The organism is Streptomyces sp. NPDC001137, assembly GCF_040298885.1.
In the GTDB taxonomy this organism is placed as follows: Bacteria; Actinomycetota; Actinomycetes; order Streptomycetales; family Streptomycetaceae; genus Streptomyces.
In genome coordinates, this window is sequence record NZ_JBEPBA010000053.1 from 1 (window position 1) to 11,515 (window position 11,515).

12 protein-coding genes and 1 pseudogene are annotated in these 11,515 nt (G+C 70.2%); 4 read left to right on the top strand and 9 right to left on the bottom strand.

Annotation, left to right across the window (positions count from 1 at the left end):
• Positions 1–25 precede the first annotated feature (25 nt).
• Positions 26–370 (bottom strand): helix-turn-helix domain-containing protein, encoded by a 345-nt coding sequence (locus ABT254_RS46660; RefSeq protein ID WP_502972156.1) that lies wholly within the window; start codon positions 368–370, stop codon positions 26–28.
• A gap of 15 nt (positions 371–385) precedes the next feature.
• Complete coding sequence (locus ABT254_RS46235) at positions 386–1,003, bottom strand: TetR/AcrR family transcriptional regulator (protein WP_351483724.1); 618 nt, start codon at positions 1,001–1,003, stop codon at positions 386–388.
• Between the two features lie 119 nt (positions 1,004–1,122).
• Here ABT254_RS46235 and ABT254_RS46240 point away from each other — a divergent pair, with 119 nt between their 5' ends.
• The 3 genes and pseudogenes from ABT254_RS46240 to ABT254_RS46250 all read left to right on the top strand — a co-directional run bounded on the left by ABT254_RS46240 (position 1,123) and on the right by ABT254_RS46250 (position 3,980).
• Positions 1,123–2,244, top strand: coding sequence for an aminomethyl transferase family protein (locus tag ABT254_RS46240; protein WP_351483725.1), 1,122 nt, complete (start codon positions 1,123–1,125; stop codon positions 2,242–2,244).
• A 19-nt stretch (positions 2,245–2,263) separates the two neighbouring features.
• Positions 2,264–3,105, top strand: a pseudogene (gene purU / locus ABT254_RS46245) (formyltetrahydrofolate deformylase).
• A 20-nt stretch (positions 3,106–3,125) separates the two neighbouring features.
• Complete coding sequence (locus ABT254_RS46250; RefSeq protein WP_351483726.1) at positions 3,126–3,980, top strand: bifunctional methylenetetrahydrofolate dehydrogenase/methenyltetrahydrofolate cyclohydrolase; 855 nt, start codon at positions 3,126–3,128, stop codon at positions 3,978–3,980.
• Between the two features lie 152 nt (positions 3,981–4,132).
• Here the strand turns inward: ABT254_RS46250 and ABT254_RS46255 are convergent, their stop codons facing one another.
• The 7 genes from ABT254_RS46255 to ABT254_RS46285 all read right to left on the bottom strand — a co-directional run bounded on the left by ABT254_RS46255 (position 4,133) and on the right by ABT254_RS46285 (position 11,217).
• Positions 4,133–4,261, bottom strand: a complete 129-nt coding sequence (locus ABT254_RS46255; RefSeq protein ID WP_351483727.1) for a hypothetical protein — start codon at positions 4,259–4,261, stop codon at positions 4,133–4,135.
• A gap of 667 nt (positions 4,262–4,928) precedes the next feature.
• On the bottom strand, positions 4,929–5,630 hold the full coding sequence (locus tag ABT254_RS46260; protein ID WP_351483728.1) for a gamma-glutamyl-gamma-aminobutyrate hydrolase family protein: 702 nt from the start codon (positions 5,628–5,630) through the stop codon (positions 4,929–4,931).
• Positions 5,627–7,117: an aldehyde dehydrogenase gene (locus ABT254_RS46265; RefSeq protein ID WP_351483729.1), complete on the bottom strand. Its 1,491-nt coding sequence runs from the start codon at positions 7,115–7,117 to the stop codon at positions 5,627–5,629. The genes ABT254_RS46260 and ABT254_RS46265 overlap by 4 nt, the downstream gene beginning before the upstream one ends.
• A 198-nt stretch (positions 7,118–7,315) precedes the next feature.
• Positions 7,316–8,773 (bottom strand): APC family permease, encoded by a 1,458-nt coding sequence (locus tag ABT254_RS46270; protein ID WP_351483730.1) that lies wholly within the window; start codon positions 8,771–8,773, stop codon positions 7,316–7,318.
• Positions 8,774–8,921: 148 nt separating this feature from the next.
• The gene (locus tag ABT254_RS46275) at positions 8,922–9,134 is read right to left on the bottom strand and encodes a ferredoxin (RefSeq protein WP_079307264.1); all 213 of its coding nucleotides are present in this window, start codon (positions 9,132–9,134) and stop codon (positions 8,922–8,924) included.
• A 59-nt stretch (positions 9,135–9,193) separates the two neighbouring features.
• Positions 9,194–10,375: a cytochrome P450 gene (locus ABT254_RS46280; RefSeq protein WP_351483731.1), complete on the bottom strand. Its 1,182-nt coding sequence runs from the start codon at positions 10,373–10,375 to the stop codon at positions 9,194–9,196.
• 206 nt (positions 10,376–10,581) lie between these two features.
• Complete coding sequence (locus tag ABT254_RS46285) at positions 10,582–11,217, bottom strand: TetR/AcrR family transcriptional regulator (RefSeq protein ID WP_351483732.1); 636 nt, start codon at positions 11,215–11,217, stop codon at positions 10,582–10,584.
• Between the two features lie 240 nt (positions 11,218–11,457).
• Between ABT254_RS46285 and ABT254_RS46290 the strand changes: the two genes are divergently transcribed.
• Positions 11,458–11,515: helix-turn-helix domain-containing protein (locus ABT254_RS46290; RefSeq protein ID WP_351482365.1), on the top strand; the 58-nt coding region annotated here is incomplete at its 3' end.

Consider the following 11,515-nt stretch of genomic DNA (forward strand, 5'->3'; position numbering starts at 1 on the left):
GGCCACCGCCGCCCCCCCCCCCAACCTATCCCACCCGGCCCTCCACACACCGCCGGGGCCGCGCCCCGCGGGGGCCCCCCCGGCCGCCCCCTCGCCACCTTCCCCGTCCGTCAGCAGCCGCACCCTGCCGTGGTGGCGGTGGCGGTTCCCGGGCGGCGTCTGCACCTGGCCGAACCCGGGCCATCGAGTACACCACCCGTGCGCATCCGAACGCCCTGGCCGGCGCGATGCGCTGACCAGGCGTCGGGTCGAGACGGAAGGCATACCGAAGCTGCACGATCCGGACGCTGGCACCAGTCACTGACAGCGGGACGGAGCAGCTGAATCCAGCTCCGCTGGAACGATTCGGCGACGCTACGCGTCGCCACATCCAGCTTCGGCTCGTTCAATGCACGCCGGGCGCCCTCGGTAACGCCTGCGCGCGATGGGCCGCGAGGAGCCGGCGCAAGGCCTCGATGCTCTCCGCGGTGCGCTCCGGTGCGCCGGATGTGACCTGGTGGAAGACCAGGCCGTCCAGGGCCGCGAAGACGATCTCCGTCATCTCCTGCGACACGCCGAAGCAGGCGAGTGCCTCGCGGACGGCATCACGGTAGGCGTCGTAGAGCAGGTCGACGTGATGGCGCAGCTCCGGCCGCCGCCTGGATTCGAGCTTCAGCTCGTACTGGAACGCCTGCAGATCCGGATCAGCGGCGATGAACGCGGCCAGCGTCGCGGCGAAGTCCTCCAGCCGGCCACTGGTGGGCACGAGCGACGACGTCTCGATGCTGCGCCGCACAGCCCAGCCCAAAGCCTCTTCGAGCAACGTGTCACGTGATCCGAAGTGGTGGACCACGAGGCCGTGGGTCACACCGGCCTCAGCAGCCACGGACCGGTACGTCAGCTTCCGCAGGCCCCCTCGCGCGACGACCTTGACGGCCGCGGCCATCAAGGCTTCCCGTCCCTGACCGTATCCCGGCCGATTGTCGTGGCCGCCGGTCCCCTCATCGACCGCCGTATCCGTCATGCAACCCCCCATCCCTCTCCCCCTGCGCACCCTGACAAGCAAAACTATCCTATTGACAAGTTATCCGAATGGATAGATTCTCGGCGGTGCCTCACTTCCTCCGCCTCACTGGAGCTCCCATGGCCCTGCCCGAAGGACTGCGCAGCACCCCGTTCTCCCCGCGGTACGACGACCGCGTCGAGGAGTGGATGGACGTCTACGGCCATGCCGTGCCCCTGTACATCACGGACCCGGCCGAGGAGTACGAGGCGTTCCGCACGGCCGCCGGTGCGCTGGACTACTCGATGCTCTACAAGTGGCACATCGAGGGCGAGGACGCGCTCGCCACCGTCGACGCCGTCTTCTCACGGAGCGTCAGCGGGCTCGGCGAGGGCCGCATCGCCTACGGCGTGGTCGTCGACGCGGACGGCTTCATGGTCGACGACGTGACCGTGGCCGTCCTCGCGCCCGGCCACGTGGTCGTCACCGGCGGCAACCCCGCCACCCAGCGATCGCTGACCGCGCACGCCTCCGACGGCACCACGGTCACCGAGCGTCGCGACGAGTTCGCCGTACTGGCCCTGCAGGGACCGCGCAGCCGCGAGGTTCTCCAGCGGCTCACGCACGTCGACGTCTCCAACGCCGCCTTCCCCTATTACACCTTCGTCCAGGACGTCCCGGTCGCCGGCATCGGTGCGCAGGTCAGCCGGATCGGGTTCACCGCCGAACTCGGTTACGAGATCCAGGTGCCGCGCGAGCGTGCGCTGGACCTGTGGGACGCGGTCCTCGACGCGGGAGCCGGCCTCGGGGTGAAGGCCGCGGGCGCGCTCGCCCTGCTGACGTGCCGCACCGAGGCCGGAATGATCATGGGTGAGCTGGAGTACGACCACACCGTCACCCCGTTCGAGTGCCGGATGGGCTGGGCGATCGACTTCGACAAGGGCCCCTTCCAGGGCCGCGACGCGCTGCTCGCCAAGAAGAGCACCGCACAGGGACGCGTGGTCAGCGTCGTCGTGGACGCCGCCCCCGAGGCGGCCGAGGGCGCGCGCCTGGAGCTGGACGCACGGGACGTCGGCTACGTGACGATGGCCGTGCCCTCGCCCGTACTCGACGGCGCCACCCTGGGCCTCGCCCGCGTGCACCGCGACGCGGTGAAGCCGGGGACCGCGCTGACCGCGGTCGCCGCCGACGGTTCCAAGGCCGACGCCACGGTGACGCCCACCCCCGTGTACGACCCCGAGCGCACCCGCGTACGGGCCTGAGCAGGAAGGCACCGCAGCCATGCAGCGCTACATCCTCACCGTCAGCTGCCCCGACCAGCCGGGCATCGTGCACGCCCTGTCCGGTGGCATCACCGAGGCCAAGGGCAACATCCTGGAGAGCGCCCAGTTCTCCGATCCCGGCACCGGCACGTTCACCATCCGGGTGCTCCTGGAGACCCCGCAGGCCGACGTCGAGAGCCTGCGGGACGAGCTCTCCCTGCGCCTCGCGCGCTTCGACCCCGTGCTGTCCCTGCGGCCGGAGCAGCAGCGGCGCCGGGTCCTGCTGATGGTGTCGAAGTTCGACCACTGCCTGGTCGACCTCCTCTACCGCCGGCACCTGGGCGAACTGCCCATCGACATCCCGCTCATCGTCTCCACCCCGACCTGGCGCCCGTCGCGCAGCGCTACGGCATCCCGTTCGTCCACCTCCCTGTCACCCGCGACACCAAGCCGGAGGCGGAGGCCGAGCTGGTGCGGCTGGTCGCCGAACACCGGGTCGACTTCGTGGTCCTCGCCCGCTACATGCAGGTCCTCTCCGACGACCTGTGCCGCAAGCTGTCAGGGCGGGTCATCAACATCCACCACTCGTTCCTGCCGGGCTTCAAGGGCGCCAAGCCGTACCACCAGGCCCACGACCGGGGCGTCAAACTCATCGGCGCCACCGCCCACTTCGTCACCGCCGACCTGGACGAGGGCCCGATCATCGAGCAGGACGTCGTGCGCGTCGGACACCGGCACACCGCGCCGGAGCTGGTCGCCATCGGCCGGGACGTCGAACGGGTCGTCCTGGCACGGGCGGTGCGCCTGCACGCCGAGGACCGGGTCGTGCTGACCGGCTCCCGCACCGTCGTGTTCTCCTGACCCGAGAGGCTCGTACGACCATGACCACCGCGACGCTGCTGGACGGCAAGGCCGCGGCAGCCGAGATCAAGGCCGAACTCACCTTCCGCGTCCAGGCGTTGAAGGCACAGGGCGTCACCCCGGGCCTGGGGACCATCCTGGTCGGCGACGACCCGGCCAGCCACTCCTACGTCGGCGGCAAGCACCGCGACTGCGCCCAGGTCGGCATCGCGTCGATCCGGGTGGAGCTGCCCGCCACCGCCTCCCAGGCCGACGTCGAGGCCGCCGTGCTCCGGCTCAACGCGGACCCGGCCTGCACCGGCTTCATCGTCCAGCTGCCACTGCCGGCCCACATCGACACCCACGCCGTACTGGAGCTCGTCGATCCCGCCAAGGACGCCGACGGACTGCACCCGGCGAACCTCGGGCGCCTCGTGCTCGGCATTCCCGGGCCGCTGCCCTGCACGCCCCGCGGCATCATCGACCTGCTCCGCCGCAACCAGGTGGCCATCACCGGCAGACAGTTCTGCGTGATCGGCTGCGGCATCACGGTGGGCCGTCCGCTGGGCCTGATGCTGACCCGAAGCACCGAACACGCCACGGTCACCCTGTGCCACGAGGCCACCCAGGACATCGCGGCCCACGCCCGGGTCGCCGACGTGGTCGTGGCCGCGGCAGGCGTGGCCCACCTCGTCGGGCCCGACTGGATCAAGCCGGGCGCCACGGTCCTGTCCGTGGGTATCACCCGGACCGTGGAGGGCATCCTCGGGGACGTCCACCCGGACGTCGACCGGGTCGCCGGCTCCCTGGCCCCACCGGTGGGCGGAGTGGGGCCGATGACCCGGGCCATGCTGCTGACCAACATCGTCGAAGCCGCCGAGCGCGGCCGGCCCTGACGGGAAAGCTGTGGGGCCGAGCCTGTTCGGGCTCGGTCCCACAGCCGTGCGCGCGCTGGCGGGCAAGGCACCGGCGGCATCGCCGCCAGGCAGTACGCGCGCATGCTCGCCATCTGCCCCCCGCCCACAGGCCCGGCGAGCCGTCCGCACGATCACAGGCGGTCGGCGTAGAAGGTGCAGCGCTCCAGTGGTTCTCCCCCGTGGCCCCTTGGCCAGGGCGTCATCAGGCCGTCGATCACGGTGAAGGCCGAGCGGCCGTCCCCGGTGCGGCCGGCGCGCACCAGTCAGTAGGCAAGCAGCCCGAGGTCGGCGACGGCAGCGGCCTGGCGCAGGTGACCGGGGCTCAGCCAGGAGATCAGCGCCTGATCCACCCATCGTGCGACGTTCGGCTGTGTCCGGTAGTGGCTCGCCCCAGCCCTCGGACTCCTCCTCCGTCGACGTCGCGGTGGTACTGCCGTACGGCGGCCGTCAACGGAAGGCATGCCGCCGGAGCGTCCGGCGGCATGACGGCGACGTCGTCGAGGAAGTCCCGCGACGCGCTCTGCTCCCCTGCGCCTCCGGGGACAGTCAGCCCAGGGTCTGCAGATGCGCCTGCCGGTGCCACGGATCACACGCGCGGATCTCCTCCCAGAGCGGTGCGCGCTCGGCACGGGGCCGCCCCGGCGACCGCAGTGCCGCCGGCGCGCCCACTCAGGGCGTCGGATCGCCCGGACGCGCCTCGGCGGCGAGGCGGCAGAGCGCGAGGGCACCCCCAGGGATCCGTGGCCGTCCGGCCAACCCGGCGAGAACCAGGCGTCCGCATCGCGGCCAGCGCTTGTGCCACCCGCGGGCCGGCGTGGGAACAGCCTGCGCGAGCACGGAGATCCGGTGGCGGCGGTCATAGTCGGGCGCGGTGTCCCGCAGGGGGCTTCGGTCGCCTGGTGCTGCCGAAGCATGTCATCTGCGGTGTCAGCGTCTGTCGTGGGCGGCTCGGACCAGGGCGTCGAACAACCCCTGCTGGGTGGGGTCCTCGTGGGCGGTGTCCTCCGGGTGCCACTGGACGGCGGTGAACCATCCGTGGACACCGGGGAGTTCGAGCCCCTCGACGGTGCCGTCGGCCGCGCGCGCGGAGACCGCGAGTCCCACGCCGACACGGTGGACGCGCTGGTGGTGGTAGCAGGACGCCTCGATCTTCTGCGCGCCGGTGGCCTGCTCCAGCAAGGTGCCGCGCTGGATCGCCAGGGGGTGGACGACATGCCGGTGCTCGCGTTCCGGGCCGCCCATGTCCTGCTCCAGGGTGCCGCCGAGGGCGACGTTGACGACCTGGAGGCCTCGGCAGATGGCCAGCAGCGGCAGGCCCGCGTCGATGGCCTGGCGGGCGATCTCGATGTCGAAGTCGTCCTGGATGTCGTCCACGTCGTAGACGCTCTCGTGCGTGTTGGCTGCGCCGTAACGGTGCGGGGCGAGGTCTCCGCCGCCGGGGAGCAGGACGCCGTCGAAGCGAGCGAGACGCTCGGCCACGTCTTCGGAGGCGGGGTGGATGCTCGCCGGTTCGCCACCCGCCCGCCACACCGCCTCGATCAGCGCGCGGGCGTTGACCTCGGCGGCGTAGCGCAGCGCGGAGGTCGTCGCGGCGAAGCGGGCGGGCATCGCGATCAGGGGTCGGGTCACAGCTGGATCCAGGTGGTCTTCAGTTCGGTGTACTTCTCCAGGGCGTGGGCGGACTTGTCGCGGCCGTTGCCGGACTGCTTCATGCCGCCGAAGGGGACGGTCAGGTCGCCCTCCTCGTAGCAGTTGACCCAGACGGTGCCGGCCCTGAGCGCGCGGGAGACCTGGTGGGCGGTCGACAGGTCGGAGGTCCACAGGCCCGCGGCGAGGCCGTACTCGGTGTCGTTGGCCAGCCGGACCGCCTCGTCGACGTCGTCGAAGGTGAGGACGGACAAGACGGGGCCGAAGATCTCCTCGCGGGCCAGTTGCATGCCGGGGCGCACGTGGTCGAAGACGGTGGGGCGCAGGAAACTGCCGCCGGTCTCGGCCAGGGTGCGGCCGCCGCCGACGCGCAGGCGGGCGCCTTCCTCGAGGCCGGATTCGATGTGGCCGAGGACCCGTTCGAGGTGGCTCTCGCCGGCCATCGCGCCCATCTCGGTCGCCGGGTCGAGCGGGTCCCCGACGACCAGTTCCCGGGCCCGCGCCACGATCGCGTCGGTAACCTGTTCGGCGATGGAGGAGTGCACCAGCAGCCGCGAGGGAGCGGTACACATCTCGCCCTGGTTGAAGAAGATGCCCCAGGCGGCGGTGGCGGCGGCCTTCTTCAGGTCGGGCGCGTCCGGGAAGATGAGGTTGGGGGACTTGCCGCCGAGTTCGAGCCAGACCCGCTTGAGGTTCGAGTCGGCCGCGTAGTGCAGGAAGTGACGGCCCACGGCGGTCGAGCCGGTGAAGGCCAGGACGTCGACGTCGGGGTGGAGACCGAGGGCTCGCCCGGCGACGGGTCCCTTGCCGCCCACCACGTTGAGCACACCCGGCGGCAGGCCGGCCTCGGTGGCGAGCCGGCCGAGCAGCAGGGCGGAGAGCGGAGAGTTCTCCGACGGCTTCAGTACGACGGTGCAGCCCGCCGCGAGTGCCGGGGCCACCTTCCAACCGGCCAGCGTCAGGGGGAAGTTCCACGGCACCACCGCGCCCACGACACCGGCCGGCTCCCGGGTGACCAGCGCCAGTGCATCGGGGGCGGTGTGGGGCGACTCGTCGGTGAGTTTGTCGGCCAGCTGCCCGTACCAGCGGAAGGTGTTGATGACGGCGCGCAGCTCGATTGCGTACGCGTCCGTAATGGGCTTGCCCATCTCCAGGCTGACGGTCAACGCCAGTTCCTCGCGGTGCTCTTCGAGCAGGTCGGCGATGCGCAGCAGGATCCGGCCGCGGTCGGCCGGTGCGAGGCGGGGCCACGGGCCGGAGTCGAAGGCCCGGCGGGCGGCGGCCACGGCCGCGTCCACCTCTTGCGTGCCCCCGTCGGCGACCTGGGTCAGCACCTGGCCGTCGCGGGGCGAGACGGCGGCGAAGGTCGCCCCTCCCCCGCCCTCGTCGACACCGTCGATGTGATGCGCGCCGGCCAGGTCCAGTGCCTTCGCCCGGCGCAGCCATTCCTCGTGGGTGATGTCCAGCATGCAGAACCTCCGGATATTTTATTTGATTCCAAACGATATGGTGGGGGCTCGGCCGCCACAAGAGTTCACGGATCGATCCCACGGGTCCGTGAACACAGGAGGGAATAAGCCCTCCGCGGGCGGGTGGGAGCCGGACATGGCCGGCCCGGTCCCGGGAGAGCGGGAACCGGACCGGTCACACCGTGAGAAGCAGCCTCCTCAGACCTGGTCCGTCGCCCGGTCACGCGTCACGCGGGCGATGACGACACCGAGGACCAGGACCGCCGGGACGGCGAGTTCGAGCCAGGTCGCCGTGGTCGAGTCGCCGCCGATGAGGGTCGTGAAGTTGGCCAGGATCAGCCAGATCGCACCGGCGATGCCGAGTGCGCCCAGGATGGGGGCGATCAGAGTGTTCCAGGGGCGGGTGTCCAGCCGCTCGCGCCGGAAGAACACCACCACCGACACGGAGGTCAGCAAGTACAGGAGCATGATCCCCAGCACGGCCACCCCGCTGAACCACGAGAAGAGGGTCAGCACCGGGTCCTTGCCCAGCAGCGCGAAGGGCATGACGAGCAGCAGGGAGAGCACGGTCTGCACACTGCCCGCCACCCACGGGGAGTGACGCCGGTTGATCGCGGTCAGCCCGTGGGGCAGCAGGCCGTCGCGGCCGAGGGAGAAGAGGTAGCGGTTGGCGGAGTTGTGGAAGGCCAGGAGGCCTGCGAAGAGAGAGGTCGCCAGAAGGATGGGCAGGACGTCGCCCACCCATGCGCCGAACTGCGCGGTGATCGGTGCGAAGACCCATGCCGTGGCGTCACCGTTCGCCAGCGCCTTGCCGGCCTCAGCGGTGGCGCGGGAGGCGCCGTGGGCGGAGACCAGCATCCACGAGGTGAAGGCGAAGAAGCCGGTGATCACGGCGACGGAGAGGTACGTGGCCCGGGGCACTGTCCTGCGGGGCTCGCGCGCCTCCTCGCCGTAGATGGCGGTGGCCTCGAAGCCGAACATCGACGCGACGGCGAACATCAGGGCCACGCCGGGAGCACCCTGGAGCGCGGCGTGCGGCGAGAAGCTGTCGGCGAAGCCCAGCCCCTCGGGGCCGCCGCCCTTGAAAAGGGTGACCAGGGCGAAGACGAGCAGGATGCTGAACTCGGCCAGGACGAACACGGCCAGCACCTTGGCCCCCATCTCGATGCCGGCCGCGCCGAGGACCTGGACGATCGCCATGGTGACCAGGGTCCAGACCCACCACGGGGCGTTCAGACCGGTGTACTGCTCCACCAGGGCGCTGACGATCGATCCGTACAGCCCGTACATGGCCGCCTGGACCGCACAGTAGGCGAAGAGCGCGACACCGGCGCTGCCGGAGCCGGTCGGACGGCCGAGGCCTTTGCCGATGTACGTGTAGAAGGCGCCGGCGTCCACGACATGGCGTCCCATGGCGACGAAGCCCACGGAGAACAGCAGGATGACGATGCCGGCCCCGGCATAGGCGGCGGGCGTACCCGCGCCGTTGCCGATGGCGACGGCGATGGGCACGGCCCCGGCGATGCCGGTCAGGGGGGCCTGTGCGGAGAGGACGAAGAAGAGGATGCCGAGGACGCCGAGGGAGTTGGGCTTGAGTCGGCCAGCGGTGGGTTCGTCCTGCACGGTCTGGTTTCTCTGGACCGTTTGACTGTCCACGGGGATCACCTGCCAGGGAGCGGAGCGAAGGAGGTTTATTTTGGAGCCAAACGAGTTGCCTCATAGTGGAGGTGGAACTATCCACATGACAAGGGGTTGAGCGATGATTTTCCGCCACCGCCCTGCTTCTTACACGGCCGTAACCGGCTCACTCGTGGACCGTGATGGCCTGCAGCGGGCAGACGTCCGCGGCTTCCTGCACCTCGTCGACGTTCGCCGCGTCCAGTTCCGCCGTGTACAGCTCGGTGGCCTCGTTCCGCAGGGACAGGCGTCCCTGCTCGTCCAGGGCGAAGAGTTCGGGGGCGGCGTAGACGCACTGGCCGTGGTCCTGGCACTTCTTGAGGTCGACTTCGACGCGCATGATGACTCCTGAGCGTGGTGCTGTGCTGTGTACTGAGGGGAGGAACGGCCGGCGTGCGGTCAGCGCAGCCGGATCGGCAGGTGGGCGATGCTGCGCAGGAACTCGGTGTGGGTGAAGGTGGGCTCACCGGCGAGTTCGATCGCGCTGAAGCGGTTGACCAGCGTGGTGAAGACGACGTCGGCCTGTGCGCGGGCGAGCACCTGTCCCGCGCAGCCGTGCTGGCCGGAGCCGAAGGCCAGGTGCTGGCTCGCGGCGGCCGGACGGTTGTGGTCGAAGCGGTCCGGGTCGGGGAAGGCTTCCGGGTCGCGGTTGGCGGAGCCGATGAGCAGGACGAGGACCTCGCCGGCGGGTACGGTCGTGTCGCCGATGACCGTTTCCTGAGTGGTGAGCCGGGAGACCATCTGCTCGGGGGTCTCGATGCGCAGCACCTCGTTGATGAAGCCGGGCCGGATGTCCGGCTGGTCGCGGTAGATCCCGATGTACTCGGGGTGTTCGGCCATGTGCCGGATGCCCTGCACGATGAGGTGCTTGATGTCGAGGTGGCCGACGGCGAAGAAGAGCAGGATCGAGAAGATGACCTCGTTCTCGGTCATGTTCCCCGCGTCCTGCTCGGCGAGGAAGTGGTCGATCAGTCCGCTGCCGGGGTGGGCGCGCTTGTGGGCGATGAGGGCGCGGTTGTGCCGCTCGTACCACTCGAAGGCTTCGCCGGTGACCCGCCAGTCGTCTTCGTCGGAGCCGGGCCCGAGGCTGACGCCGATGTCGTAGGTGGCCTTCTGGATCTCCAGCATCTTCGTGGGCTCGACACCGAAGATGTGACAGATGGTTTCGAAGGTGGAGCGCAGGGCGAGGTCGTCGACCGCGTCGAGCGTGCCGCCCGCCTCGACCGCCCTGTCGAGCACGGCGTCCACGGACGCCTGCATCACCTTGGCCCACTCCTCGACCGCCTTGGGCGTGAACCAGCGGTTGGTGATGCGGCGCAGCCGGGTGTGGTCGGGGGCGTCCTGGCCGAGCACCGTGTCGTGCAGTGGGTCGGCCACGCCGAAATCGAGCTTGCGGACACTGAGGGTGGGATTGCGGATCAACTTCGCGACGTCCTCGTAGCGGGACACCGCGTACACGCCGATCGGATGCCGGTAGACGGGCGCCTCCGCACGGAGCCGGGCGTAGTACGGAGCGGGGTTCGCCCGGTAGCCGGGGTCGCGGAACGGAAGCAGCTCGGCTGCGGGAGCCTCGAAGGCCATGGGGATCTCCTAGGGATGCACGGCGGCCGCGGACGGTCCCTGCCATGCAGGCGAGAATTATCCATCTGGAAAGCTGCGTCAATGATTCCGGCGGCCGTAACCAACTCTTTACTCGTACGGAATCAAACGAGATCCTGGCGCCGAACAGCGAAAGGCTCCGGACACGGAACGTCCGGAGCCTTGGAACAAGCAGGTCAGAGGGCTTTTCAGCCGTCCTCGGCGGTACGGTCGCCAGCACCGTCACCATCGGCGTCGAGGAGCCTCAGCAAGGAGCGCAGCTCTTCCAGTGCGGCATCCGTGACCTCGGGCTCACCGAGGACGAGCTGGTGCAGTACGAGGCCGTCGAGCGCGGCGAAGACCAGCCGGGTCAGTGCCTTGTCCGCGCCGGCGGGCAGCATGCGGGTCAGTTCGCGCTGGGTGGCGTCGAAGTACTCGTCGTACAGTGCGCGGATCTGGGGCAGCAGCTCCGGGCGGCGGCGCGATTCCAGCAGCAGCTCGTACTGGAACGCCTGGATGTCCGGATCCGCCGTGACCATCTCCGACAACCCCGCCGAGAAGTCCGCGACCTTGCCGGTGCCCGGTTCGAGCGCACTGGTGCTCAGCGAGGTGCGGATGGTGTGGGCGAGGGTCTCCTCGATCAGGGCATCGCGCGAACCGAAATGGTGCACCACGAGGCCGTGGGTGACCCCGGCCTCCTCCGCGACGGCCCGGTAGGTGAGCCGGCGCAGGCCGCCCCGCGCCACCACACGCACGGCGGCGTTCAGCAGGGCTTCCCGGCCCTCGCCGTAGTGCAGGCGCTTGCGTGCGGGCCGGCTCTTGGGGGCGTCGGTGGACTCGGTCATGGAGGCGACCCTACCTGGGCGGGCGGCCGCACCGGACGCCTCGGTCGGCAGGCCCGGTGCGGCGCCGTTCATCGGGTTTCCTCCGTGGATACTCCGTCCTTCAGGGCGGAGAGGAAACGGACTCCTGCGGAGCAGGGCAGGGGGCTGCGATTCGCCGGCAGGGCGGATCGCAGTGCGCTGTCCGGCAGGTTTGGTCTTTATGTATGGCCTCACTAGTTTGTGAGGGTGACCACAACGTGTGTGAAGCGGGCTTTCAAGTACCGCTTCTACCCGACGGAAGCGCAGGCGGCCGAGTTGT

Bases quoted from the DNA above. Each gene is read 5' to 3' on its own strand.
- ABT254_RS46660 (WP_502972156.1), bottom strand. From the start codon at position 370: ATGTGGCGACGCGTAGCGTCGCCGAATCGTTCCAGCGGAGCTGGATTC.
- ABT254_RS46235 (WP_351483724.1), bottom strand. From the start codon at position 1,003: ATGACGGATACGGCGGTCGATGAGGGGACCGGCGGCCACGACAATCGG.
- ABT254_RS46240 (WP_351483725.1), top strand. From the start codon at position 1,123: ATGGCCCTGCCCGAAGGACTGCGCAGCACCCCGTTCTCCCCGCGGTAC.
- ABT254_RS46250 (WP_351483726.1), top strand. From the start codon at position 3,126: ATGACCACCGCGACGCTGCTGGACGGCAAGGCCGCGGCAGCCGAGATC.
- ABT254_RS46265 (WP_351483729.1), bottom strand. From the start codon at position 7,117: ATGCTGGACATCACCCACGAGGAATGGCTGCGCCGGGCGAAGGCACTG.
- ABT254_RS46275 (WP_079307264.1), bottom strand. From the start codon at position 9,134: ATGCGCGTCGAAGTCGACCTCAAGAAGTGCCAGGACCACGGCCAGTGC.
- ABT254_RS46280 (WP_351483731.1), bottom strand. From the start codon at position 10,375: ATGGCCTTCGAGGCTCCCGCAGCCGAGCTGCTTCCGTTCCGCGACCCC.
- ABT254_RS46285 (WP_351483732.1), bottom strand. From the start codon at position 11,217: ATGACCGAGTCCACCGACGCCCCCAAGAGCCGGCCCGCACGCAAGCGC.